Source organism: Lactiplantibacillus sp. 30.2.29 (assembly GCF_018991255.1).
GTDB lineage: Bacteria > Bacillota > Bacilli > Lactobacillales > Lactobacillaceae > Lactiplantibacillus > Lactiplantibacillus pentosus.
The window spans coordinates 11,942-36,882 of the sequence record NZ_JAGYGU010000029.1; the positions used below are offsets into that span (position 1 = coordinate 11,942).

The following is a 24,941-nucleotide window of genomic DNA, read 5'->3' on the forward strand; positions in this document are numbered from 1 at the left end:
TTTTTCATATGCTATAATGACGATAATCGACCAAAAAAATCATTTCCTGCAATTTACCAACTTAGTCAAGAGGTGTATCACAACAATGCCACATAATTATTTTGAACAGATCACATCTAATAATAAGCGGGCAATCATTGCAACTCAGATGCCGTTAGCGCTCTTTTATAAACAACGATTAAACAATAAGGTTCTCTACACAATGGTCCAATCTGGACAGGTCAAATCTTTTGAAGCAGCTGATTATTCGCAACCTCATCAGGACGAAGACTTTGAGTTAATGTATGTACTTAAAGGACAACTAACCAACTTCATTGAAGGCCAAGAATTCTATTTCAAAGCAGGCGATGGTTGTCTTCTGCCTCCCCAAATTACGCATACGGAATCATTAGATATCGGATGTACTGTTATTTTTATTAACCTATCACAACCGCTCTTGAGGACACTGCTAGACGCAACCACCAGTACTGGCACCATCTTCAGTTTCTTAAATCAAAATCTAAGATCAAATAACCAGTGGAAGCGTAACTATCTAGAAATAACTCGAACCATACCAGTGCCCTATGAAACTTTTCAAATTATTATGGATTCATTACAACAAGAAGTCGCAACTAAGAAAATTGGCGCGACTTACTTTCAGCATGGTTTGGTCTTACGGTTGTTAAGCGCTCTTGAAGATACAGCCCGATTTAATATCAAAAACGTGGACTTAGATGCCTCAAAGGAGGATTATCTCGTCCACCGCGTCATCCACTTTATTGATGAACGTTTAGGTCAAGCTTCTAGAACCGATATTCAACAGCACCTGCATTACAACGCAGAGTATCTAAACCGATTGCTCAAGAAACAGACCGGTCAGACCCTCACCGAATACGCCCAATTAGTCCGTCTCCAAAAAGCAAAACAACTCTTAGTTGCCACCAACTTGAAAATAAATGCGATAGCCGAACAACTTGGCTTTAACAGTGAGACTTATTTTTATCATTATTTTAAAAAGAATACGAACCTATCCCCCAATCAATATCGTCACCGCTTCAAATGAAATTATCATTGGACAGAAGAAAAGCAGTTCAAAAAGTTGAACTGCTTTTCTTCTTATCTTAATTGATGCTGAGCTCGGTACTCAGAAGGAGACACACCTAGGTGCTTCCGAAAGACTTTATAAAAATATGACGGATTTTCATAGCCAACTTTAATCGCAATTTGATCAACGGGTGCTGAAGTATACGTCAAATATTCTGCAGCAACATTAATTCGTTGCAAATGGACCAGTTTGATAAACGTTAGTCCAGTCTTACCCTTTAAAAAAGCTGACAAATAATTAGGATTGAATCCAAAATAGTCTGCCATGGCTGCTAACGTAATCGTTGAATAGTGCTTTTCAATATATAGCAATAAAGACAATAAGTTGGTCCCCGTATTCACCTGCTTTTTAACCCTGAAATCAGTCTCTGAAGCCACACGAATGAGCCGCAAAAACAAAGTTAAAATTTCTAGCCGAATAATCTGATTACTCTGACCATCCGCAGCATAAAATTCCTGGATGATATCATATAGCACCCCTACGATTTTGGCATTATGCTTTGTTCCAAATATACTATAATTGCCTTCACTACGGTCTTCATTGGAAAGTATCGATAAGAGTAATGTTGATATATTAGTCGTGTTATTTACTGGACGTAAAAATTCAAAATCGTTTAACGAGAAAGCTGATCGCTTCAAAGCGATATTGACGACAATTGAGCCATCATCAATTGCTTGTACCTGGTGTACCGTTCTTGCCCCCATAACAATCACATCGTCTTGAGCAACCCGAAAGTTGCCATGCTTGGTTGCAACAACACAGTCTCCTAACAGCGGAACCATCAATTCAACATAATTGTGAATGTGAAACGGAATGTATGAATTTACAGGCTGTACTGAAATCGCAATAGATTGCAAATTAATTTCCAAGGAATCATCCAAAGTACTAAAAAATTCATACACTGGCTTATCACCAACATTATCGACTGGATGAACATGCATTCCAGCTGCAATTTTCTTCCAATCACGTGGTCGATTATTCCGTCGTAATAATTCTAAAACTTCGGTATTCATTCGATCATTTCCCTTCAAAAGTTGCTATTTCACACATTATTCGCCAATAAGTTGATTCACGTTATTGTAATCGATTTCATAATACTCTAATGTATATTTGTTGATAAGGCCTGCAGACACACATCTATGAAATGAACACACTTAATCTGACTTTTAGCAATAGTTTCACTTTTACACTTAAGCTAGAATGTAAGCGCAAACACAAATTGGAGGCTTATATCTTATGCTAGATTTAACGCAAAAACCATATTATTTAAACCAAAATCAAATTGACTATGTTCAAAACAAAGTTTCACAAATGACTCTGGATGAAAAGATTGGCCAACTATTCTTCGTTATCGGACAAGATGAAGATACCGTTGATTTGCCCGCATTCATCCAGAAATACCAGCCAGGCGGGATGATGTATCGACCCGATTCTGCAGAGAAAATTAAGGATGAAGTTAAACACATTCAGTCAGCCACCAAAATTCCATTGTTCTTTGCAGCAAATCTGGAGTCTGGCGGTAATGGTATTGTTACAGAAGGAACTTGGTTTGGGATGCCCCTCCAGATGGCAGCCACAGACGACACCACTAGTGCATTTAAACTAGGCGAAGTCGCTGGTAATGAGGCACGTCAAGTTGGTGTCAACATGTCTTTTGCACCAATTGTAGACATCGATAACAACTTTCGCAACCCAATTATGAATACCCGTACCTTTGGGAGCAATCAATCAAAAGTTATTCAAATGGCCTCAGCTCAGACAAAGGGACTACAAAAAAGTGACATCATCCCTGTTATCAAGCATTTTCCAGGAGACGGAGTAGATGAGCGTGACCAGCACCTTTTAAGTTCCATTAATTCACTATCGGCTGACGACTGGATGACTTCCTATGGGCAGATCTATCACCATTTTATCGAAGCTGGTATTCCAAGTATTATGATCGCACATATTATGCAGCCTGCTTGGGAACGCCGTTTACAACCAGGAATTGAAGATAAAGACTTACGGCCTGCATCTAGTTCCAAGCTATTAATCGATGGTTTACTACGCGATCAATTAAACTTTAACGGGCTTACCATTACGGATGCCACACCAATGTTAGGCTATAATACAACACTGCCCCGGTCTGAGGTCCTACCTGCAACCATTAATGCTGGCATTGATATGATTCTCTTTAATAAGAATATCGATGAGGATTATGCTTATATCAAGGAAGCTATTCAGTATCACACCTTACCAATGTCACGTGTGGATACAGCCGTGACGCGCATTCTCGGCACAAAACTATCACAGGGCGTTATGGACATTGAAGAAACTTCTTTGAAAACACCGGCCAGCCAATTGAATCTTAATAAAGCGGAACACTTACGCTGGGCAGATGAAGTTGCCAAAAAGTCAGTCACGCTAGTCAAAGACCGCGACCGTTTATTACCCGTAACTCCTGCAAAATACCCACGGATTCGTCTCGTTGTATTAGGTGATTCTGACGACGGTGGCTTTAAAGAAGGCGGGCATGTTGCGAACGCATTTCAGAAGGGCTTGGAAGACCAAGGGTTTGAAGTCTCGTTATTTAATCAAAACAAATTAGATTTTCACGAAGTATTTGAAGAAGGCGTCAGCGACCTACAGAAAAAGTTTGATTTGGCACTCTATATTGCAAACGTCGAAACTGCCAGCAACCAAACGACGACCCGGTTGAATTGGGTCCATTTAATGGCTGCCGATGCTCCTTGGTATTTGCAAAGTATTCCAACAGTCTTCATCTCTACGGCCAATCCATACCACTTGTTTGATTTGCCACGAGTCTCGACATTTATCAATGCTTATACGGGAAATCAATCAAATATTGATGCGGTATTACGCAAAATCAGTGGTCAAGAATCATTCGTCGGCAAAAGCCCTGTTGACCCATTCTGCGGAGATTTAACGGCTAAACTATAATATAGTAGGAGGATTTTCATCATGAATATTTCACAGATTCTAATTAATCATATGCATGAACCACTGGGATTTGATCTAACTAATTTGCGAATTGAATTCAAGGTTGATGCGCCACATTACACTAAAGTGAAGAAACAACTTATTATTTGGAAATCGAATTCAGAGCAACCTTGTTATCAAACTGAATTAACCGATTACGATAATAACTTTTTCGACGTTGCAATGGATTTAGAACCTCGAACAGAATATTCTGTCCGCATCATCCTTCAAAATAGCGAGCAACAAATTTCCGCAGATAGCCACTTTGAGACTGGTAAAATGGCTGAAAAATACACAGCAGATTGGATTGGAAATTCCAATAAATCGGTTCAAAACACACTATTCAAAAAATCGTTTAAGACGACACAACCAATCGTAAAAGCGAGATTATATGCGACTGGATTGGGATTGTATGAAGCGTATTTAGATCATCAAAAGATTGGTGATGAGTATTTAGCACCAGGCGTGACTGCCTATAACAAATGGGTTCAAGTCCAAACCTATGATGTCACAAAAGCTTTACAGTCACCAGCAACGCATGAACTATGCTTTAGTACCGGTGATGGCTGGTATAAAGGAACCTATGGCTTTGATGGTGGTAAGGATTGTATTTACGGTGACCAGCAGCGCATCCTCGCCGAACTTCATCTGACCTATGCAGACGGCAGTACAACTGTTTTGAATACCGATTCGAGCTGGGAAACCACAACTGGGAAAATCACCAAATCAGCGATCTATTATGGCGAAGATATTGACGACACACTCACTATTACTGATTGGCAGCCAGTGGTCATCCTCTCAGAGTCTAAAACGACGCTTCAAGATCGTTTAAGTCTGCCAATCAAGATTCACGAGAATCTGGCAGTTCAACAAATACTGACAACACCTGCAAAAGAGACCGTACTCGATTTTGGTCAAAACCATGCAGGTTGGCTCACTTTTTATAATCGTGAGCCCAAAGGGACTGTATTAACTTTTCAATTTGGTGAAATCTTACAACAAGAAAACTTTTACCGTGAGAATCTTAGAACTGCCCGTGCCAGCTTCACATATGTATCAGATGGAAAAGAAGGTTGGGTTCGTCCTCATTTCACCTATTTTGGTTTCCGTTACGTTAAAGTTACAGGCAATACAAAGCCACTTGATTCACAGGACTACAAATCACCAGTTCTGTATTCCGATATGGAGTCTACAGGATCAATTCACACTGATAACGAAGATGTCAACCGGCTCTTTAAGAACATTGTTTGGGGACAGAAAAGTAACTTTCTGGATGTCCCAACCGACTGTCCTCAGCGTGACGAACGTCTAGGTTGGACAGGTGATGCTAATATTTTCTCCAATACTGCAGCATACAACATGAACGTCTTTCAGTTCTTCAAGAAGTATGCACGTGACATGGCAGTAGAACAAAGTCAGCATGATGGCATGCTGACAATGTATGCGCCTGCTATGGGTGTTGATGATGGCGGTGCAGCTGTCTGGGGCGATGCAGGTACCATTATCCCATGGAACATGTATCAAGATTACGGTGATACCGCGGTATTAAAGCAAAACTATACCGCTATGAAATCCTGGGTCAATTGGATAACTGCAAATACCAAAACACCTAATTTATGGACTGGCATGTTTCAATTTGGTGATTGGATTGCCTTGGATGGTGAAAATCCTGCGCTTCCAACGGGTAAAACCGACGAAGATTTCATCGCATCCGTTTATTACTATTACTCCAGTTTAATTGTCGCAAAAACTGCAGCTATGCTTAATCATTCCCAAGATGCTGATGAATTCTCCAGTCTAGCGACGAATATTAAGTCAGCGATTCAACGAGAATATATTACACCGACTGGGCGTTTGGCAATCGATACTCAAACTGCCTATGCACTTGCGCTTCAATTTGAATTGGTTCCTAAATCACAAGTAAAACGTGTCCTTAATGATCTTACCAATCGACTTGGAAAGGATAACGATCACTTAAAAACCGGTTTTGTCGGAACGCCATTCATTTGCCAAGTATTATCCAAATATGGACAGCACAAAGTCGCAACCAAGATTTTCTTGCAAACCGACTTTCCGAGTTGGCTATATGCTGTCAAAATGGGCGCTACCACTGTTTGGGAGCGTTGGAATTCCGTAGAACCAGACGGCAGTATGAACAAAGATGGCATGAACTCTCTAAACCATTACAGTATTGGTGCCATTATGGAGTGGGCTTACAAATACTTAGTTGGTATTAGTGAACATGACGCTGGCTATCAATCAATCACCTTTGCGCCTCACTTTGACTATCGATTGAAACAAATCAGTGGACACTACGATACGCCCTATGGTCCATTCAAGATGAGTTCACGTATCGAAACGGACGCTAGTCATACGATTAAAGTTAGCCTGACCGTTCCTTTTGGTACTACCGTTACTGTTAAGCTACCAAGAGCTGAAGGTCGTCAAATCCACGTGAATGATCAGATATTGACCGGCAACAGTTTCAAACTCATCGGCGGTCAGTATGAAATCTACTATCAACCAACTAATAACTACATCGAGCACTACTCTGAGGATACAGCCGCTGCGACAATTATGGCTGATCAGCAATTGGTACAACAAATTGACCGTATTGATTCGGTATTAGATTTCTTTAAGAATGATCCTGATGCCGTTCAAGGTGGTCTTGGTAAGATGTCGTTAACTAAGTTAAATACATTATTACCTTTTATCAACATTGATCCAGATCATCTCGTCAAAATCAATGACTTATTGACGTCTACACCATTATCAAGTGAACGTCAGTTTATGAAGGAGCGATAATCTAATGGTCTTAAAATATCAAAACCCAATCTTACGGGGGATGTATCCTGACCCTAGCATTACGCGAGTTGGTTCCACTTACTATATGGTTAACAGTACTTTTGAATACTATCCGGGAATTGCACTATCCAAAAGTAACGATTTGCTGAATTGGACGAAACTCCCCGGAATCGCATCTTCTTCTAATCAAGCGGATCTACGGCAGTCGAAGTCTAATGAGGGTATATTTGCGGCATGTTTGCGGTATTACGAACACCATTTTTATGTGATTACCACTAATTTTGCCGAATTTAAGACTTTCCTGATTCGTGGTCGTTTAAGTGCTGACGGCGAGCACGTCGAATGGGAAACACAGCGGATAGAAATCGATGTCCCTGGGATTGATCCGGATATCTACTTTGAAGATCAACACGCTTATGTCCAGTTCACCGGATATGTTGATAAACAAGGGACAAAGGCAATCCGTCAAGTCGAGATAGATTTAACGACAGGCAAGATTATTCATGAGCCTGTGATTCTAACCTATGGTACTGGTGGTCGAGATGTTGAAGGCCCTCATATTCTCAAAAAGTCAGGTTGGTATTACTTATTGGCAGCAGAAGGCGGTACCGGTGAAGGTCACATGATTACCATTTTCAGGAGTAAATCCATTTGGGGGCCATACACTGATGACAGCACGGTCAATCCGCTGTTTACCAATCGTGATCGCGCGAGTGAACCCCTTCAAAATGTCGGTCATGGCGACTTATTCCAAGATGTCAATCATAATTGGTGGCTTGTTTGCTTGGGGACCCGTCCCGCACAGGTTGGGTTCACAGCGATTACAAACATCGGGCGAGAAACTTTACTCTACCCTGTTACTTGGGAAAAGGACTGGCCAACTGTGAATAATAGGATTCCTACAGTAAATGTTGACTTATCCCAATTTCCAAAGCATGCGGCATCATTGCCACACGCTCAGCAACAGAATCGCTTCGTAGATCAGTTCACCACGTCTGATTTAAATCCCGAGTGGCTGAGCTTACGAGATCAAGTGCCAGGGCTTAGCATTTACGACGGCCAACTTCACTTACCTGGTAACGAACATCAATTATCAGACCTCAGCACGCCAGCATTTATTGGTGTTCGACAAACGGAACATGATGAACGATTCACTGTCACACTTTCACCTGACAGTCATGTCAATCAAGGAAGTTTTGGAATCGCAACTATCATAGATGCAGATCATTTTGCTGCACTTTTGATCAGACAAAGCTCAGAAGGTGGCTACATCGTTTACCGCTGTCAGCAAGTAGGTGATCTAAAAGTCAACCGGGAATTAGGTACTTTACCAGAATACCCGACAGCACTCAGCATCTTAAATCGTTCAGATAAGAAAACATTTGTCGCAACGATGAGTGACGAGAAGCAAGTCTCCTTCTCAACAGATAGTCTCTTGCTATCAAATCAAGCAATCGCAGCACTGAATACCGGTGATATTCAAGGTATATTCGCTTATAAGAACGCACAGTTCGTCATTTCTCAAGCTGTACGTGAGGCTTTACCGAAGCATGAGTGACCTCTTAGTACATCTTGAGCATTCTCAAGCGCAGTATTGTGAATATTGATGAAATCATTTTCTGATATAGGCTCAGTACCGCTATCATTAAATGATATTTCGACAGGAATTGCGAAGCTAATATTCTATTCTTAAAGCGAATCGTTAGATACATGGAAGGTGTCCTTTATGCCAAGTAAGATTATTTATAATTGTGAAGTTATTAATGCGGGCTATTATGTTACAAGCGCTGATTTGTTAGGAGAAACTGGTGAACAGCTCACCGAGTCACAGCTCCGTTTTGAAGTTAATGGTCATAAGATTGGAATCAAGTCACTATTAAAAGTTGGTCGCAAAATTCATATCGAATTTGAAGAGACACGGGCATTATCGCTGTTGAATTTTGATGTAAAAAAATTTGTCAACGAATTTTACTACCCCCAAGTTAATTTGAAGGTTTGCAACCAAAATACTGTACAGTATGAAGTTATCTTTAAAGATGATGACTATTTGGCAGATTTCGATACAAATATTTTTCAAAGGGATACTGGCCGAATCTCTTATTATCAATATCAGACGGGTTCCAAAGATGAAGCAAGACCATTAGTTGTCTTTTTACATGGCTCTGGTGAAAGAGGATTCAAGAACCAGATGCCATTGTTAGGTAATGATGTGCCCAAAACAATTCATGATTATATCTCTGAGCATGAAAATGCTGTCTTGCTGGTCCCACAAGCGACTTGGGCACCTGAGTTAAACGGTTGGTTCCGACCTGAAATCCGTAAAACATTATTGAGTCTGATTAAATCAAAAATTCAGTCAGATAATATTGACTCAAAACGTATTTATTTGGTGGGCCTATCTAACGGCGGTGCAGCAACATGGCATTTTGCAGAACATCACTCAGATTTATTTAGTGCAATCGTCCCCTGTTGCGGGTATATTTATAACGAAGATAAATCCTTTGTGGGGGCGGCTGGTGAGGGCCGATATATGCATCCACGCATGGCAGAAGCGAAGGCACTCAAAGAAACACCAATTTGGGCATTCCATTCACATGACGATCATACCGTAAATGTGCAAGGAACACTTGAAGCAACTGAGATGGTCAAAAAATGTGGTAATCAAAATGTCAATGTGACGATTTATGATGATGGTAAAGTTACACCAAATCCACACGGGTGCTGGGAACCAGCATTTGATACACCGACATTGTTACCATGGCTGTTCTCACAAAGAAAAGCGTAGATAAGTTTACACGAGTTAATTAACCCCAAAAAGCTAGCACCCAAACCCCAACCGGGTTCAGGTGCTAGCTTTATTCAACTCGCTCTATTTAATTCGTAACCGACGTTTTCGTCTTAGCTGGTAACGCGGTCAAAAAATGGCTAAAGCACTGCTTCAAGAAGTGTTCGCTAGCGTCATCAGTCAAATGGTCATTCTCATCAAACTTGGTGCCAGCTTGTGGCAACATGAATTCGTTGCCAGGGAGGACCTTGGCGTCAACACCTGGTGAGTCCAGGATTTGACGTAAGTTCATTTGGGCGCGGACGGTGCCTTGAACACCTAGTGACGTACCAACAATCATGACTGGCTTATCCTTGAATGGGTGTTCTGCACATGAGAGCCATTCGATGGCACTCTTCAACGCTGCTGGAATACTGTGATCGTATTCAGGCACGCCGAACACGACACCATCGGCTGCTTCAATCTTAGCCGCTAGTGCTTTGACACTTGCAGGCTCTTGGTCGATATCGTCTTCGTTGAATAGTGGTAAGTCTTTGATTTCACAGATATCAAAGTTAACCTGGGTCTCAAACAAATCCTTCATCACGTATAATAACTTGCGATTATAAGACTTGGAGGCGTTGGTCCCCACGATTGCCACGATATTGGCTTCATCGTCGCCAGCAGCGGCTTGCCGTTGGGCGTTGTCACTGGCAGCTGCACCGGCAACGTAGCCAGACGAGATACCCCAAGTATTCATCATACTTGGCATCGAATCGTGACCATTGGCCCCACCGATGATCTCACCAGCACCAAAGTAATTGGCAACCGGCGCATCCTTGGTCGTGACTAGTTGTAAGTTGTCTGCGTTGACACTGTAACCACCTAAAGTTGTGGCAAACCGGTCGCGTTGTTCAATGATGTAGAAAGTCTGACCTTCAAATTGGTGCAAGAACTTCGGATCGCGTCCAAATTCATGATCATGACCATCTTTGACGTAGCCCTGATAATTTTTGACCGTTTGGGCCAATTCATCCACATCCATACCAGCTTGTTTAGCTGCATCAGCTAGGTTACCCTTGACGAAGATTGGGCGCTTATCCTTGTTATCGAAGAAGCTTTGAATTTCTTCCGGCGTAAAGTCGTGTAAAATCAATAGATCATAGACTTTCTTCCAAGTCCGTTCATCCATAACTAAGTAAGCGACCTTATCATCCTGCTTGAGAATGGCATTCCGGAAAGCCGTGTAAACGTTGGATTCATTAACGATCCGCTTTCCTTTGGAATTGACATAAATGGCACCCATGTCCGTCGCTTGCTTTGAAGCGTAGGTCGTCAACTTGGCCACGCCTGGTTCAACTTCCACACCATGTGGATAGAGCTTATACCAGCCTAAATCGTGTGTTTGTAGGTCCAAATCTGCGTTGAACTGGTAAGCATCACCAGTCGACGTCATTGGACCATAGTAATCGATACCTTCACTCTCTTCGCCGCGCATCTTCTGGTTGGCACCATGGCCACCGGCAGCTAGGACGACTGAACGCGCTTTGATGTTGACCATTTGGTCCTTTTGGGCGGCAACGACACCACGTAATTGCTTATCATTATCCAGCATCAACTTTTCGACCCGCGTGTCTAGTAAGATTTGACCACCCGCGGCAGCAAAGGCTTTTGAGACCTTTTGAATGAATTCGTAACTGCTTGCGGACGGCAATTCGATTTGTCGATTGATCGAATGTTCCGGCGTTTGGGTCTGGGCCTTTTGGTAATGCAAATCGGCGAACTTGCTGATGAAATCAATGGCTGGGCCAATGTTATGCACCATCAAATCAGTTAAGGCCGGGTAATTGGTTTCCAAGCTTTCACGAGCGACATCTTGCGCTAACATCTCTGGTGTATCGTGATTGTTATCAAAGATTTGTGCGGAGACATCCGAACCTGTCCCGACAACATTGGAACCATTCAAAATCGTCGCGCCACCTAAATAGCCGTTTTTCTCAACTAAGATGACTTTTTGTCCCATCGATAGTGCGCGGCAACCGGCAACCAATCCCGCTTCACCACCACCGATGATCAAGACGTCAGTCCGATAGTTTTTCGTCTGCGGCTTAGCCTTCTTAGGGACTGGATGAACGGTCACGCCAGCATCGGCGACAGCCTGATCAGCCGACTTCAATAGCGCTTGGGTCATGACCGTCGCACCACTGATCGTATCCACGTCGAATGACTGTTCAGTAATAATATTTTGCTTCAACTTATCGATGACTTGGTTAAAAATCCCCGACGTTTCGGAATGTTTTAATATCTTCAAGTCCTCAATCTTATTGTCTTGTACGTCCACTTCATAATTGATGATACCGTTGTGGCCCATTGCCTGTCCGGTAATTTGTTTTTTACTCAATAGCAAACACTCCTTTGCGTCGCGGCGTTAAGCCACTGGTAACTGTGACGTGTTGGTCGTGGTCAATGAAGATGGCCTCTGTCTTAGGAAGCGGCTCAATCAGCTGAGCGCCCCGCTTCGGCCCTTCAAAATAGGCCACGGTCGACAACACTTCTGCTAATTCTGACTGTTCGGTAATAATCGTCACTTGATCAACTTGGTTTTCCACCGGATAACCCGTTTTCGGATCAAGAATGTGGTGATATTGGCGATTGCCAATCTTAAAATAGCGCTCAAAAATTCCCGAGGTAACGACCGTCCGTGCTGGCATCTCAACTTGTAACGCTGGATAGCCACGTGGCGCTTCTGGGGCTTGAATTCCGACCTGCCACCGTTGATCAGCGGTCAGTGGATTGTCCCCGAGGAGCTTCACGTTGCCACCTAAGTTAACGATGGCGTGTTCGATACCCGCCTGTTGCAATTGCGTCACGATTTGATCAGCAAAATACCCCTTGGCGATCGCGCCTAAGTCCAGCTGCATGCCAGGTTGGCGTAAATACACGCTTGATTGCGCTTCATCTAAAATCACTTCATGCAGGTCCATTAAGGCTAACCGTTGCTGGATTTCTTCAGCGGACGGTACCTGATGGCCACCAAAGCCAATCTTCCATAGTTTGACTAGCGGTCCAATCAGAACGTTAAAACTAGTCGGATACTGTTGCGTATAGCGAATCGCATCCGCTACTAACCGAAAGCACGCCGTACTGACCAACACCGGATGAATCCCAGCATAGCGATTGATCGCGGCCACTTCCGAATCGGGGCGATTGACCGAAAAGACCTCATCCATCCGTTGCAAGTAATCATAGACGGCCTCAACCGCCGTTTGATTCGGTTCAAAGAGGGTCAGCGAGATAACGGTACCCATCATCGTAAATTGCGAGACATATTTCTTATGCGTTTCCATCATCCTGCTGACCCCACTTGTTCATCGTTAGTTTATTTAATCGCTTAATTCAATTTCAAGTCTTCTAGTTCTGGGCGTAGGTGCGCTAAGGCAATCTGGCCCGGCGCTGAAGCAGCACCGACCGTGGCAAATGAGAGACACGATCCAAAGGCTTCGCCCGCGATCCGTGAAACTTTACCTAAGTCACCCATCGACATCGTAATCACAGGCCGTGACAACGTTTGATGGGCGATATTGGTGGCGGTCAGTAGTGTCAACACATCTTCAGCGGATTGTGGCATGACAGCCATCTTAGCGACATCCGCACCATAGTCCACCATGCTGGTCAACCGTTTGACGATCTCCGCAGCACTTGGTGTCTTGTCGAAATCATGATTACTCATGATGACAACGACGTTAACAGCCTGAGCTTGCGCGACCAACTGCTTAACGTCCTTTTCTTCATGATAACGTTCAACATCCAACGCATCGGTGAAATTCCCAGCAATCACCGCTTGGCACACCTTGAAGTAGTCAGCGTCGGCTAAGGCCAATTCACCGCCTTCACCCTTCGTCCGAAACGTCGTCAGCAAGGCAATATCGCCTAATGCGTTTCGCAGTTGTTGGCCGGCATCCTGTAACTTAGCGGCATCCGTGACGCCGTCAAAGAAATCAATGCGCCATTCAACTAAGTCCGGCTTAGCGGCCTTAATCGGATCAACTGCACTCAGAATATCCGCGACCGTCTTACCCGTGATGGGCACCGCGATTTTGGGACGGCCAGTGCCTAATTCGATGTTTCGTAATTTAATGACTGGTTGCATTGTCAATAGAAGCTCCCTTCTGTGAACGTTTACCAAAGAGATGGTAATAACGAACAGTAATCAATACGGCTAAAATAAATCCAATCAATGCAATGATGACATCGAATAAGAAAATATTAGCCAAGTTTGTTGACATCATACCGGTAACTAGAGGAATCGTAAAGGATGCGATTGATCCTGCAGTATAGAATGCCCCAGTAATCGTTCCTTTGCCTTGTGGGAAAAATGTCGACATCACTGTCAGGCCTAACTGCATCACACCACCAGCAGCTGAGAAACCAACAACGAATGACATAATTGAACACATCAAGGATGTTGGGAACAGATACATTAATAACAATGATAAGAATGAGAGTAACGTATAAACGCCTAAGAATTGAATTTCTTTTACGGCGCGTTTAGCTAATGCAGCTGTCACTAACACACACACGATTGAGCCAATACTGTAATAACTAATTAACGCACGCGAACTTGCATCTCCCATGCCGGCCACTTTAGTCCCGTACTGACTTAACCACTGACTGACAAGATAGAACGTTGCTTGTGAAACATACCCGTATAAGATGAACAATGTTCCATCAAACCACAAATTACCTTTTGATTCTGGTTTAGCTTCCTCAGTTGCATCAGCCGCAGCAACCTTAGCATCTTGATTGGCAACTGGAAACTTGCCAGCGCTCAACAAGAACAGTAAGTTAACGACCATCACAACGATACAGAAGATGAATGACCAGCCATACCAGTAATTGCCAGCAACTAAGAAGCTAACAAATAATGGTAATCCAAATTGACCTACAGAAATGAATGCCTTAATAATGACATTCGCAGTCCCTTTGGATTCTGGGAACATTTCCATCAGCGCTGGGTACGTCCCGGAATCCAAGAACGAATTAGCGATTCCGGCTAAAATCCCGAAAATATAAGCAACGGTAATCGATGGACTTAGCAGGATCCCCGCAAAGAACAATAAATAAGTTAATACACCCAATACAACGAACGGCTTACGTCCAAATTTATCTGATAGGAATCCAGAAACCAGTAAAACAATCAACCGGCCAATTCCTAGTGAGGAAATAACCACAGCAACCCCACCAGTAGTTGTTTGCCAATGTTTAGCCAAAGCTTCCATGTTTTGAGCTAAAATAATAACTCCGATACCATGGATGAAATAATTTAAATATAAGCTAATGGCAGTTGGCATATATTTATTTTTCATGGCAACCTCCTACTTATTTTTGTGCTGCAGCATCTTCATCGAATAGAATGTGGCGAATATAATCAACTGGCATGTCTTCTCCAGTCCAAAGCTTGAAAGCGGCTGCACCTTGTTCTAGCATCATGCCTAAACCATTAAAGACATGTTCAACGCCTGCTTCTTGGGCAACTTTCATTAATTTTGTTGTCCGTGGTGCATAAACCGTATCAAAGACAACTAAGTCTTTACGTAACCAGCTTGGATCATCAACCAAAGTCTTATCTTCAAGTGGCTTCATACCAACACCGGTAGCATCGGTATAAATAAATGAATCTTGAATTTCTTTCTTGAAATCATCGCGATCTTCTAGGGCATGTAATGTGGCGTGGCATGAAGTCCGTTCATTAATCAAGTCAACATTATGTTGGGCATTTTCCCATTCAGCATCGTGTAAGTTAAAGATTGACATTTCTTTAACACCATCTAAGGCAGCTTGAACTGCAATCGCAGTCCCAGCACCACCGGCACCAGCCAAAGTCATTTTATGTCCCCGAATGTTGATTCCTTCATCATCAAGTGACTTCATGAAGCCGATCCCATCAGTTGTGTAGCCGGTTAAAACGCCATCATCATTAACAATCGTGTTAACCGCACCACACATTTCAGCAGCTGGGTCTAACTTATCAAGTAATGGCAATACTTTTTGCTTATTCGGCATTGAAACATTTGAGCCCCGCATATCCAATGTACGGATTGATTCAATTGCTGAAGGCAACTTTTTGTTATCGATTTCAAAAGCAAGGTAAGCGTAGTTCAATCCTAACTTTGCAAAAGCATTATTATGCATTGTTGGTGACATTGAATGGCGAATCGGGTAAGCCATCAAACCAATTAATAATGTGTGTCCATCGATACGTTCTGTCATGTTAATCCACTCCTAAAATTTATATTATTTAATATTTGTTACTCAATTCACTTGTCATCTTAACAAAATGCTTTAATATAATAAATATAGAACCGTTGCTATATTGATTAAATATTTTTATGAATGAAAGGGGTATCACACGTATTGAATCTAAGACATTTGGAATTTTTCAAAGAATTGGCACGAACTCAGCACATGGCAAAAGCAGCTGAAAACCTTGGTATATCACAGCCTTCGCTAAGTTACGCCATTAAAAAATTAGAAAGTGAACTTGGTGTCCCTTTATTCGAACCAGACGGCCGAAATATTCGTTTGACACCAGTTGGTGCCGTCTATTTGAAGTATATTACTGCGAGTTTAAGCGATTTATCACAAGGTAATGAGCTCGTCAAACAACTTATGGACCCTGATACTGGTCATGTCAAACTCGGCTTCACTTATACACTTGGGCAGCAACTAGTCCCCGAATTAATGACCAAGTTCCACACCGATGATAAGAATCACGCCATTACCTTCGAACTAGGACAAGGAAACTCAACAGAATTACTAGAAGAATTAGCAGATGAAAAATATGATCTCGTTTTGGCTTCAAATGTCGAAAAGTTAGGCGAACAGCCAACCAACACACTCTTTGACTTCATCCCATTAGTTCAACAAGAAATCGTTGCGGCTATTCCAAGTCATCATGCCCTAGCCAAGCAGTCGGAACTGCACGTTAAAGACTTAGAACCTTACCCCATGATTTGTTTTTCGCATAACAGTGGCTTGAGACCACTGATTGACCAAATTTTGAAGGATGCCCATGTTGAACCTAAAATTGCTTATGAAGTCGAGGAAGACCACACGATGGCTGGCTTTGTCAGTTATAATTTTGGTGTTGCACTGATGCCTTATTTACCACTTTTAGACCAGTCCAGTATTACACTAAAGCACCTCACCGATCAGCCATTACGGCACCAAATCTATCTGATTAGTAAACGTAATCACTTTGTCACACCGTCCGTTAATCGCTTTGAAGAATTCAGTCGCAGCTATTGTTGGCAACATTACACACAAGTCGAACGGATGATTTAATTATCGGAACCTAAAAACGCCAAAGAGGCTGCTTAACCTCTTTGACGTTTTTAAGCTGTAACACTTCTTTTTTCACGACCAATTCCCAATACCACGATGCTGCAAATGACACCGATAACCGCAATCATCACATCGAACCACATAATATCATGAATCCCATATTGCGAAATCCACGCCGTAAACACCGGAATCGTAAATGAAGCTAGACCACTAGCCGTGTAGTATATACCGGTAATTCGACCTTTCGCACGTGGAAATGTATCACTCATGATCGTCAATCCCAGCTGCATGACGCCGCCAGCTGCGGAGCATCCGATCACAAACGAACTAACTAGTGCAACACCCCACGTCGGAATCAACGTTAACGCTAATAATGCCAGCAATGAGACTATTGTGTCGATCAGCATGAACCAGACTGGCTTGATAATCCGCTCCACTAATACCGCGGTCACAACCACGCCTAGTATTGAGCCAACACTGTAGACACTCACAAGCATACGTGCATGTACCAGATTTAAATGAATCACATCACTGCCGTATTTCGTCAACCATTGGCTCACTAAGTAAAAGGTCGCCATGGAGATATAACCAAAGATCGTCAATACAATTCCCAAAGTCAGCTTTTTCAGCGTTAATCCAGGCTTGCTTGCGGTTTCCGTTGATGTTGTATCCTGATTACTGGCTGGAAGCGTCGATAATTTTGGAAAATCTCGTAGTCGTAAGAATATAAAATTAGCCACCATCAAAAAAATACAGAGCAGAAATGACCAGCCATACCACAGCTCAAAATGATCAAGGCCTGCCACAATAATTGGAAGAAGCAACTCCCCAATAGACGCAAACGCCTTAATCATAATATTCGCCGTTGCCTGCCGCTTTGGGTAAAGTTCCATTAACGCGGGATAAGTCCCAGAATCCAAAAAAGAATTAGCCATTCCTGCTAAAATTCCGGAAAAGTAGGCCACAATAATGTTCGGAGAAACAATAATACCAATAAAGAATAACGTGTAAGTCAATATCCCAATCTGCACAAATAATTTGCGCCCCAGCCGGTCAGAAAACGTTCCAGCCAGATAGAGGACGAGCAACCGGCCAATTCCTAGCGAAGAAATAACCAGAGAAACTCCAGCATCACTGACATGCCATTGCTGACTTAACACAGTCATATTCTGAGCTAAGATGACTATTGCCATCCCGTGGACAAGGTAATTATGATACAAACAAATTGTTGTTTTAAACCGTTCTGTTGATGTCATATGAGTCAACCTTTGCCTTGTATAGTTTGAATTGAGTAACAAAGTGGTTTTGCTCATCTATTAACTAGTCATTGTACCGTATATGAAAGCGCTTTTCAACAGTTGATAATCTAAAGGCCCGTGCACCGATTGAATCGGATGAACGGGCCTTCAAAGGATTAGCATATGAACGCCAATAGTTGAATAACTATTTAGACTGCACCGTCACTGTCGCAACAGCATCGTTCTTTGTGACCATTTGATTCGGAATGACATCCATTTTTTCAACATCATCCATATTCGTCACAACTGTCATCACGGTAGTCTTCTTGTCAGCTGCTTGAATAGCTTCTAAATCCATCGTAACTAGCGGATCTCCTAATGCGACAGTATCTCCCACCTTGACATGTGTCTCAAAAGGAGCGCCATTTAGTTCAACAGTATCTAAGCCTAGATGGAGCATAATCTCTAAGCCATCCGTTGTCGTCATCATGATCGCGTGCTTCGTATCTGCAACGGATTCAATCTTTCCTGCTGTTGGTGCAGTGATCTCACCATCGTTCGGTTCAACTGCAAAGCCATCCCCCATCATCTTCTGGGCAAAAACGTCATCTGCTACTGCCGTGATTGAAATAAGCTGTCCGCTGGCAATTGCGTTCAATTTTACAGATTTACTCTTCTTTTTAAATCCAAACACAGTTACACCTTCTAATTAAAATGTTTATTAATTGCACTCCGAGATGAAACGAGTTGTTTGATATGTTGGTCATAATCATTAGCAATGAAGGTATAATATAACAAATCTACGACATATAACTGAGCAACTACCGAAGTCGTCGCAGCAGCCCGCGCAGTTTGATTCTCTTCACTGTCGTCATTGATCAACACCACATCTGCTAGGCTCCCTAGCGTACTAGTTGCATTCCGAGTGAGCGCAATTACTGGAACTTTGACTGCTTTGGCTAATTTAGCAAGTTGGATACTTTCAGATTTCTCACCAGAGTTTGAAACGAGAAACAGTACTGATTGAGCTGCCTGCGTGGTCATCCCAACTGCTAGTAAGTGCGTGTCTTGAGAATGAATAACTGCTTTACCAACTCGAATATATTTTTGTTCAAAGTCAGTTGCAACAACATCCGAAGCCCCCAGGCCATACAGATAGATGCTACTCTTTTCAGCAATCAATTGATTTGCTGCACGTAGCGCTTTGTCACTTAACACACGGCTGGTTTCCTCCACGGTGTGTGCCATTCTCATTGATAATTTTGACTTTATGGCCTCTAAGCTATCCTGAGGATTGATTTCGTCATATAGCGTTTGGTCAACATTACCTTCCGCCGATAAACGTAATTTTAACGCTGGATAGCCACCGTCAGGCATGATCACCTGTCCAAAACGAGCAACTGTGGCCGTACTAACACCTGCAGCAGTAGCCAGTTCAGCGGTGCTCATTTGTATCACTTCATTCGTATGATCTAGGATATAGCGACCAACCTTCTGTTCCGCCTTAGAAAAATTAGTCAATTTATTGTGAATCATATATACAACGCTCGTCATCGTCGGCGCCCTCCCAAGCTTTCTTACTTGATTGGTCGACTATGCTTCAATCACATGGCCTTCCTTATCCTTTGCAATTTTAGCACTACTTGGAATGCCAAAGAAGTACGTTGCAACAAATCCACCTGCGTAAGCAGCCAACAAACCAATGACGTAGCCTAACCAATGACCATTGGCAATCAATGGAATTAAGGCGACACCAGAGGGACCGATTGCTGTGGCACCAATATTGCCTAAGCCACCAATAACAGCACCACCAATACCACCACCGATACATGCAGTAATAAATGGACGACCTAATGGCAACGTGACCCCATAAATTAAGGGTTCGCCAACACCTAAAATTCCAACTGGTAATGCCCCTTTAATCATGTTCGATAGTTGTTTATTGTTCCGGCAACGAATCCAAAGGGCAAGGGCAGCCCCAACTTGTCCCGCACCAGCCATAGCTAAAATAGGCAATAATGGCGTCATACCAAGTTTATTAATCATTTCAATATGAATCGGCGTCAAAATTTGATGTAACCCAAACATAACCATCGGTAGGAAGAATAGCCCTAGAACAAAGCCAGAGACTGCCCCACCGACGTTCAAGATCCATTGAATAGCACCGACCAAACTATTAGAGATAACTCCCGCAATCGGCATAACCAAGAAGATCGTAAAGACGCCAATAACTAGTAACGCAATCGTCGGCGTAATAATAATGTCAATTGAATCTGGAACAACTCTGTGCAACCATTTTTCAACAATTGATAAGACCCAAACGGCAAAAATGACCCCAATAATACCACCTTGACCAGCTGATAGTGCTTGTCCATTAAAGATATTGTGGATTGGCGCTTGTGGAGTAACCCCCGTCAACAGTGTAACCGCACCAATCACACCACCTAATCCGGCTGTGGCACCAAAAACAGTCGCACTATTGATACCAACATAAACCACCAGATATGAGAAAAGGCCACTATTGATAACTTTTAGCACGGTAATGAAATCCGTCCAACTCTTACTAATATCTCCCGCTAACATCATGTTGGACAAAATCGAAGCAATCCCAGAAATTAACCCGGCACCGACGAATACTGGAATCAAAGGAATAAAAATACTAGAAATAGCACTTAATACTTTTCGAACCGGTGTCTGTTTAATCTTGGCCTTTTGTGCTGCATGAACTTCCTTGGCCTTGGCTTCAACCATTTCCTTATCTCGTTGATGTTCCGACTTAGCGTCAGTCGTATCATCTACAAAAGTACTTGGATCTGGAAATGGTTCACCAAGTCCAACACCAACTTGTTTGACCATGATGTCAGCGACTTTATCAACTGTTCCTGGACCCACAATCACCTGAAGCGTGTCTTCTTGAACAACCCCCATGACACCATCGATGGCTTTTAATCCATCCATATCTACTAATGAGTCATCCCGGATCGTCATCCGAACCCTTGTCATGCAATGAATCAGCTTCGCAATATTTTGTGGTCCACCTACATTCGCATAAATACCATTAGCTATTCGTGTGTACTTGTCTTCAGCCATAATGCACCCTCCTTTTAATTAACTGCCTGTCGAACAAAACCATGTGCCTGATTTAATCGCTGACTAGCCTCATCCTTACTCATTCCCGTCAAGACCATAACAATGGCCAACTTTACATCATGATTGGCAACTTCAAATGCATTTGCAGCGTCATCTGAGGAACAATCAGTTGCTTGTACGATAATCCGCTTGGCACGTTCGACTAGTTTCTCATTTGTTGGCTTAACATCTACCATCAAATTCTTGTATACTTTACCGATACCGACCATTGATGCAGTCGAAAGCATATTCAACACTAACTTTTGTGCCGTCCCCGATTTCAAACGAGTCGATCCCGTCAGCACTTCAGGGCCAACTTCGACCTCAATTGGAATTTGCGCATGTTGACTGATAATTGCTTCTGAATTGCAAGCAATACTAATTGTCATCGCGCCCACCGTATGGGCATAATCTAGCCCACCGATAACATAGGGGGTACGACCACTGGCGGCAATCCCGACCACGGTATCATGTGGAGTTAACTTCAAATCGATTAGGTCCTGTTTACCCAGCTCCAATGAATCTTCTGCGCCTTCCACTGCAACCGTCATCGCGGACATGCCACCAGCGATTAATCCCTGTACCATCTCAGGCGAAGTACCAAAAGTTGGCACACACTCTGCAGCGTCCAGCACCCCTAAACGTCCGCTAGTACCTGCGCCCATATAGATTAAACGACCACCCGCTTTAAAATTCACAACGATGCTATTAACGGCGCTTTCAATTTGTGGCAAAACTTGCTTAATTGCCAACGGGACTTGCTGATCCTCCTGATTCATTAGCGTCAACATCTCTTTTACTGATAGTGTATCTAGCGACATCGTTTTCCGATTACGCGTTTCAGTCGTTAATTTTTCTAAATCCAACTTACCTCATCCTTTCTTAATAAACCGAATTGGACAGTTACTTCCAATCCACGGTAATAATGCTAAGTCTGAAGGAACAACCCAGCCAACAACATTGACTCGTGGATCCGCAGCTAATGTCTTCTTCACAATTTCGAATTCTCCAACGTAGCGGCCGTAACGTTCATTATCAATTGTAATGGCACCACGTGGTCGCGAAGCTGTTTGCAGCGGCGATACAGCTGTGAATCGCTGACGACCTTCTACTAATCGAACCACATCTCTGGCAACATCCGGTCGATTATGCCAATCCGACTCAAACAATGCCTCATTTGATGACTGAACAGTTAGCTGAACCGTATTACCGTTAAAATACGCTTCAAATTGACTACGCACACGTTTACTCAACCCCGCATCCCCGATATAAACCTTATCGACAGCTAAATGATTGATCAGTTTCAAGGTTGCAGCTAATGGATGCTCAGATCGATCCGACTCAAGCGTTGGTAAGCCTGCATATATTGGACCACGTAAATCTTCATCACCGGCCACAAAAGCCATCGTGGTGAACCCCTGCGTCTTTAGCCACTGATTCTTTGCTTTTAGCCAATCATCATCAAGGCCTGTTTCTGGTCGCGGATAATAATTGTGCCAGGCCTCCAGTTGCTTAAAGTTCGCATGGTAGTGATGTAATTCAGCAACGTCCTCAGCACTGATCGTACTAGCATTCAGTGCAATTGGTATTTGTCGTGAAAGTTTGGCAACATCGGACATCAAGACGCCATCGTCGACACGTAACGCTGTCAATCCAATTTCGGCTAATTGTTGAATATCATCCAGCTCAATCCCCATCTTTTTTAAGCCATCAGCTGAAATATCGGCTGTTAAGCTAAGCTTTAGTTTCTTGCATAAGCCTCCCAATTCTTTTAAGCGTGGTAAATAGGCCTGCTCATCATCTTCCGGAATATGTAACGAGGTGAAGATTCCTTTAAAACCCGATTGTTGCATATTCTCAATCAAATTGATTTGGTTGTTTGTTAAATCATGATTTAGATAAACCGAGAAACCTAACATTATTCAGCCTCCTGACATTGGTAACGCTTTCATCACCATTAAATATATCATTGTTGTAATTAAATTACAACATAAAAGTTATTTTTGACCATTATTATGTAATTTAATTTCCGATTTAGACACAAAGACACACGGTCACTCATCGTAATTAGTAATTCACAGTTACTATGAGTTGATAGTTAAAACCAATCATTGCTAGCCATATTCCGTGCTACGATTAAAGTAATGAAAGCGTTCCAGCAGAAGGGAGTAACTTTAAATGGACAAATACCAAGCCGGTAGTTACCATATCATTGCTGATGGTTATCTGCATGATCTGCCAATCACAATAACCTTCACTAAGGATAAAATCACGGGAATTACGGTCAAGCCTGGAACCAAATTGCACGGACTTGAAAAAGAAGCAATTCCTAAAGTTGTCGACCGAATTTTAACTCAACAAACCGTTGATATTGATGCTGTCACTGGCGCAACGGTTACAAGTGATGGACTAGTTGATGCGCTTACCGACGTCATTGATCAAATGCCTGATTCTGTCAGCAAATATAGCCATCAATAACTTTAAAACTCAAAAATGCTGTCGTGTAATCACAAACACGACAGCATTTTTCATATATAACACGTCTAAACCTCTTAGCATTAATCTTTTAGTTTAATCATTATTAATTGTTCAACGTCACGCTGCTGAGTCATATCCTTAATGTAGTAGGGTGCGACCTCAATCGGCCGTAACTTATCATCAACAGCTACGAAGATCAGAACGCCTTCACCAACTTTTTCAGCATTGTTATCTATGTCACGCTTCAAAACCTCTGTAAAGAACGTCATCGTATGCCGACTGGTTTTTAGAAGGGTTGTTCGAAACCAGATATGATCGCCAACATGACCTGGTTTAGTGAAATTGAACTGCTTGATAGCGACCGTTAATACTCTTGAATGAGTGTACTCATTAGCTAATAGTCCAACAGTCGAATCACATTGCTTCAACAACACGCCACCATGTAAAATTTTCAAATGATTTAGCATACCAGGCTCAACATAGAAATCCCCAGATTCAACTTGATAAAACGAATTATCCATCAATATCACCATCTTTATGATTTTGATTAAGCATCCATACTTGTTACGCCCCAGCCGTCATCACCACTACTAAGATGCATCGGGCGATAAAAACTAGAAGGATGCGATTTAAGAAATGCGATGAGCACTCTCTTTTTAGCCTTACCAGAGCTCGTCTTCGGTAGCTTATCAACAATAATCAATCGTTCTGGCCAAATTTTTTTAACGACATTATGCTCAGCTAAAAACTGCTTAACTTGTTGAAGTGTCACCGAAATATTAGGATCACTTAATACGACAAATGCCCCAATCAACTCACCTAGTCGCTTATCCTTGATGCCAACAGCTGCAGCTTCCTTAATATTTGGATACTGTTGCAATTCTCGTTCAACGACGTACGCTGGAATATTCTCCCCGCCACGAATAATAATATCCTTACTACGACCATCTACCTCAAGGGCGTGATCTGCATTCCAATGACCAATATCGCCAGTATCTAACCAGCCGTCAGGGCTCAAAACTTGGTCCGTGCGTTCTTGATCATGATAATACCCTGAAAACACAACTGGCCCTTTTGCCATAATTCGACCTTCCTGATTAGTTTGCGTGATTTTTTGATG

21 protein-coding genes are annotated in these 24,941 nt (G+C 42.5%); 7 read left to right on the plus strand and 14 right to left on the minus strand.

The window, feature by feature from the left end; genetic code table 11:
• Positions 1 to 85: 85 nt before the first annotated feature.
• Positions 86 to 1,042, plus strand: a complete 957-nt coding sequence (locus KGF65_RS13525) for an AraC family transcriptional regulator (RefSeq protein ID WP_105923476.1) — start codon at positions 86 to 88, stop codon at positions 1,040 to 1,042.
• A gap of 53 nt (positions 1,043 to 1,095) precedes the next feature.
• Here KGF65_RS13525 and KGF65_RS13530 read toward each other — a convergent pair whose 3' ends face one another.
• On the minus strand, positions 1,096 to 2,097 hold the full coding sequence (locus tag KGF65_RS13530) for a helix-turn-helix domain-containing protein (protein WP_101874221.1): 1,002 nt from the start codon (positions 2,095 to 2,097) through the stop codon (positions 1,096 to 1,098).
• 223 nt (positions 2,098 to 2,320) lie between these two features.
• Here KGF65_RS13530 and KGF65_RS13535 point away from each other — a divergent pair, with 223 nt between their 5' ends.
• The 4 genes from KGF65_RS13535 (at position 2,321) to KGF65_RS13550 (ending at position 9,653) form a co-directional block, all read left to right on the plus strand.
• Complete coding sequence (locus KGF65_RS13535; RefSeq protein WP_101874222.1) at positions 2,321 to 4,024, plus strand: glycoside hydrolase family 3 protein; 1,704 nt, start codon at positions 2,321 to 2,323, stop codon at positions 4,022 to 4,024.
• A gap of 21 nt (positions 4,025 to 4,045) precedes the next feature.
• A complete protein-coding gene (locus tag KGF65_RS13540) occupies positions 4,046 to 6,868 on the plus strand; it encodes an alpha-L-rhamnosidase (protein WP_105923477.1) in 2,823 nt (940 codons plus the stop codon).
• 4 nt (positions 6,869 to 6,872) lie between these two features.
• Entirely contained in the window at positions 6,873 to 8,426 is a 1,554-nt protein-coding gene (locus KGF65_RS13545; RefSeq protein WP_101874224.1) for a glycoside hydrolase family 43 protein, read from the plus strand.
• 168 nt (positions 8,427 to 8,594) lie between these two features.
• Positions 8,595 to 9,653, plus strand: a complete 1,059-nt coding sequence (locus KGF65_RS13550; protein ID WP_101874225.1) for a PHB depolymerase family esterase — start codon at positions 8,595 to 8,597, stop codon at positions 9,651 to 9,653.
• A gap of 88 nt (positions 9,654 to 9,741) precedes the next feature.
• Here the strand turns inward: KGF65_RS13550 and KGF65_RS13555 are convergent, their stop codons facing one another.
• The 5 genes from KGF65_RS13555 to KGF65_RS13575 are packed head-to-tail and all read right to left on the minus strand — an operon-like array spanning position 9,742 to position 15,902.
• Entirely contained in the window at positions 9,742 to 12,033 is a 2,292-nt protein-coding gene (locus tag KGF65_RS13555) for an FAD-dependent oxidoreductase (RefSeq protein ID WP_216748625.1), read from the minus strand.
• Complete coding sequence (locus KGF65_RS13560) at positions 12,026 to 12,982, minus strand: FAD:protein FMN transferase (protein WP_101874227.1); 957 nt, start codon at positions 12,980 to 12,982, stop codon at positions 12,026 to 12,028. Before KGF65_RS13560 ends, KGF65_RS13555 begins: the two co-directional genes overlap by 8 nt.
• 41 nt (positions 12,983 to 13,023) lie before the next feature.
• The gene (gene aroD, locus KGF65_RS13565) at positions 13,024 to 13,782 is read right to left on the minus strand and encodes a type I 3-dehydroquinate dehydratase (RefSeq protein WP_216748629.1); all 759 of its coding nucleotides are present in this window, start codon (positions 13,780 to 13,782) and stop codon (positions 13,024 to 13,026) included.
• A complete protein-coding gene (locus tag KGF65_RS13570) occupies positions 13,766 to 14,998 on the minus strand; it encodes an MFS transporter (RefSeq protein WP_050338216.1) in 1,233 nt (410 codons plus the stop codon). Before KGF65_RS13570 ends, aroD begins: the two co-directional genes overlap by 17 nt.
• 13 nt (positions 14,999 to 15,011) lie before the next feature.
• Complete coding sequence (locus tag KGF65_RS13575) at positions 15,012 to 15,902, minus strand: shikimate dehydrogenase (RefSeq protein ID WP_050338215.1); 891 nt, start codon at positions 15,900 to 15,902, stop codon at positions 15,012 to 15,014.
• Between the two features lie 144 nt (positions 15,903 to 16,046).
• On the opposite strand from KGF65_RS13575, the gene KGF65_RS13580 reads away from it, so the two are divergent.
• Positions 16,047 to 16,976 carry a LysR family transcriptional regulator gene (locus tag KGF65_RS13580; protein ID WP_105919578.1) on the plus strand — a complete coding sequence of 310 codons (930 nt, stop codon included), beginning with the start codon at positions 16,047 to 16,049 and terminating at the stop codon, positions 16,974 to 16,976.
• 50 nt (positions 16,977 to 17,026) lie between these two features.
• Here KGF65_RS13580 and KGF65_RS13585 read toward each other — a convergent pair whose 3' ends face one another.
• The 6 genes from KGF65_RS13585 to KGF65_RS13610 all read right to left on the minus strand — a co-directional run bounded on the left by KGF65_RS13585 (position 17,027) and on the right by KGF65_RS13610 (position 23,262).
• On the minus strand, positions 17,027 to 18,232 hold the full coding sequence (locus KGF65_RS13585; RefSeq protein WP_101874229.1) for an MFS transporter: 1,206 nt from the start codon (positions 18,230 to 18,232) through the stop codon (positions 17,027 to 17,029).
• Between the two features lie 187 nt (positions 18,233 to 18,419).
• Entirely contained in the window at positions 18,420 to 18,908 is a 489-nt protein-coding gene (locus KGF65_RS13590; RefSeq protein WP_216748624.1) for a PTS glucose transporter subunit IIA, read from the minus strand.
• 11 nt (positions 18,909 to 18,919) lie between these two features.
• Complete coding sequence (locus tag KGF65_RS13595; RefSeq protein ID WP_050338211.1) at positions 18,920 to 19,768, minus strand: MurR/RpiR family transcriptional regulator; 849 nt, start codon at positions 19,766 to 19,768, stop codon at positions 18,920 to 18,922.
• 39 nt (positions 19,769 to 19,807) lie between these two features.
• Positions 19,808 to 21,304: a PTS transporter subunit EIIC gene (locus KGF65_RS13600; RefSeq protein WP_101874231.1), complete on the minus strand. Its 1,497-nt coding sequence runs from the start codon at positions 21,302 to 21,304 to the stop codon at positions 19,808 to 19,810.
• Positions 21,305 to 21,318: 14 nt separating this feature from the next.
• Positions 21,319 to 22,209 (minus strand): N-acetylmuramic acid 6-phosphate etherase, encoded by an 891-nt coding sequence (gene murQ / locus KGF65_RS13605; protein ID WP_082230201.1) that lies wholly within the window; start codon positions 22,207 to 22,209, stop codon positions 21,319 to 21,321.
• 6 nt (positions 22,210 to 22,215) lie between these two features.
• Positions 22,216 to 23,262: a DUF871 domain-containing protein gene (locus tag KGF65_RS13610; RefSeq protein WP_105923480.1), complete on the minus strand. Its 1,047-nt coding sequence runs from the start codon at positions 23,260 to 23,262 to the stop codon at positions 22,216 to 22,218.
• 259 nt (positions 23,263 to 23,521) lie between these two features.
• Between KGF65_RS13610 and KGF65_RS13615 the strand changes: the two genes are divergently transcribed.
• Positions 23,522 to 23,821 (plus strand): FMN-binding protein, encoded by a 300-nt coding sequence (locus KGF65_RS13615; protein ID WP_050338208.1) that lies wholly within the window; start codon positions 23,522 to 23,524, stop codon positions 23,819 to 23,821.
• A gap of 80 nt (positions 23,822 to 23,901) precedes the next feature.
• On the opposite strand, the gene KGF65_RS13620 is transcribed toward KGF65_RS13615, so the two are convergent.
• Positions 23,902 to 24,342 (minus strand): acyl-CoA thioesterase, encoded by a 441-nt coding sequence (locus KGF65_RS13620; RefSeq protein WP_181185310.1) that lies wholly within the window; start codon positions 24,340 to 24,342, stop codon positions 23,902 to 23,904.
• 26 nt (positions 24,343 to 24,368) lie between these two features.
• A partial coding sequence (locus KGF65_RS13625) for a class I adenylate-forming enzyme family protein (protein WP_216748623.1) occupies positions 24,369 to 24,941 on the minus strand: 573 nt, incomplete at its 5' end.

Bases quoted from the DNA above. Each gene is read 5' to 3' on its own strand.
- KGF65_RS13540 (WP_105923477.1), top strand. From the start codon at position 4,046: ATGAATATTTCACAGATTCTAATTAATCATATGCATGAACCACTGGGA.
- KGF65_RS13615 (WP_050338208.1), top strand. From the start codon at position 23,522: ATGGACAAATACCAAGCCGGTAGTTACCATATCATTGCTGATGGTTAT.
- KGF65_RS13570 (WP_050338216.1), bottom strand. From the start codon at position 14,998: ATGAAAAATAAATATATGCCAACTGCCATTAGCTTATATTTAAATTAT.
- KGF65_RS13620 (WP_181185310.1), bottom strand. From the start codon at position 24,342: ATGGATAATTCGTTTTATCAAGTTGAATCTGGGGATTTCTATGTTGAG.
- KGF65_RS13550 (WP_101874225.1), top strand. From the start codon at position 8,595: ATGCCAAGTAAGATTATTTATAATTGTGAAGTTATTAATGCGGGCTAT.
- KGF65_RS13575 (WP_050338215.1), bottom strand. From the start codon at position 15,902: ATGACAGAACGTATCGATGGACACACATTATTAATTGGTTTGATGGCT.
- KGF65_RS13525 (WP_105923476.1), top strand. From the start codon at position 86: ATGCCACATAATTATTTTGAACAGATCACATCTAATAATAAGCGGGCA.
- KGF65_RS13545 (WP_101874224.1), top strand. From the start codon at position 6,873: ATGGTCTTAAAATATCAAAACCCAATCTTACGGGGGATGTATCCTGAC.
- aroD (WP_216748629.1), bottom strand. From the start codon at position 13,782: ATGCAACCAGTCATTAAATTACGAAACATCGAATTAGGCACTGGCCGT.
- KGF65_RS13600 (WP_101874231.1), bottom strand. From the start codon at position 21,304: ATGGCTGAAGACAAGTACACACGAATAGCTAATGGTATTTATGCGAAT.
- KGF65_RS13530 (WP_101874221.1), bottom strand. From the start codon at position 2,097: ATGAATACCGAAGTTTTAGAATTATTACGACGGAATAATCGACCACGT.
- KGF65_RS13610 (WP_105923480.1), bottom strand. From the start codon at position 23,262: ATGTTAGGTTTCTCGGTTTATCTAAATCATGATTTAACAAACAACCAA.
- KGF65_RS13560 (WP_101874227.1), bottom strand. From the start codon at position 12,982: ATGATGGAAACGCATAAGAAATATGTCTCGCAATTTACGATGATGGGT.
- KGF65_RS13595 (WP_050338211.1), bottom strand. From the start codon at position 19,768: ATGACGAGCGTTGTATATATGATTCACAATAAATTGACTAATTTTTCT.
- KGF65_RS13585 (WP_101874229.1), bottom strand. From the start codon at position 18,232: ATGACATCAACAGAACGGTTTAAAACAACAATTTGTTTGTATCATAAT.
- KGF65_RS13535 (WP_101874222.1), top strand. From the start codon at position 2,321: ATGCTAGATTTAACGCAAAAACCATATTATTTAAACCAAAATCAAATT.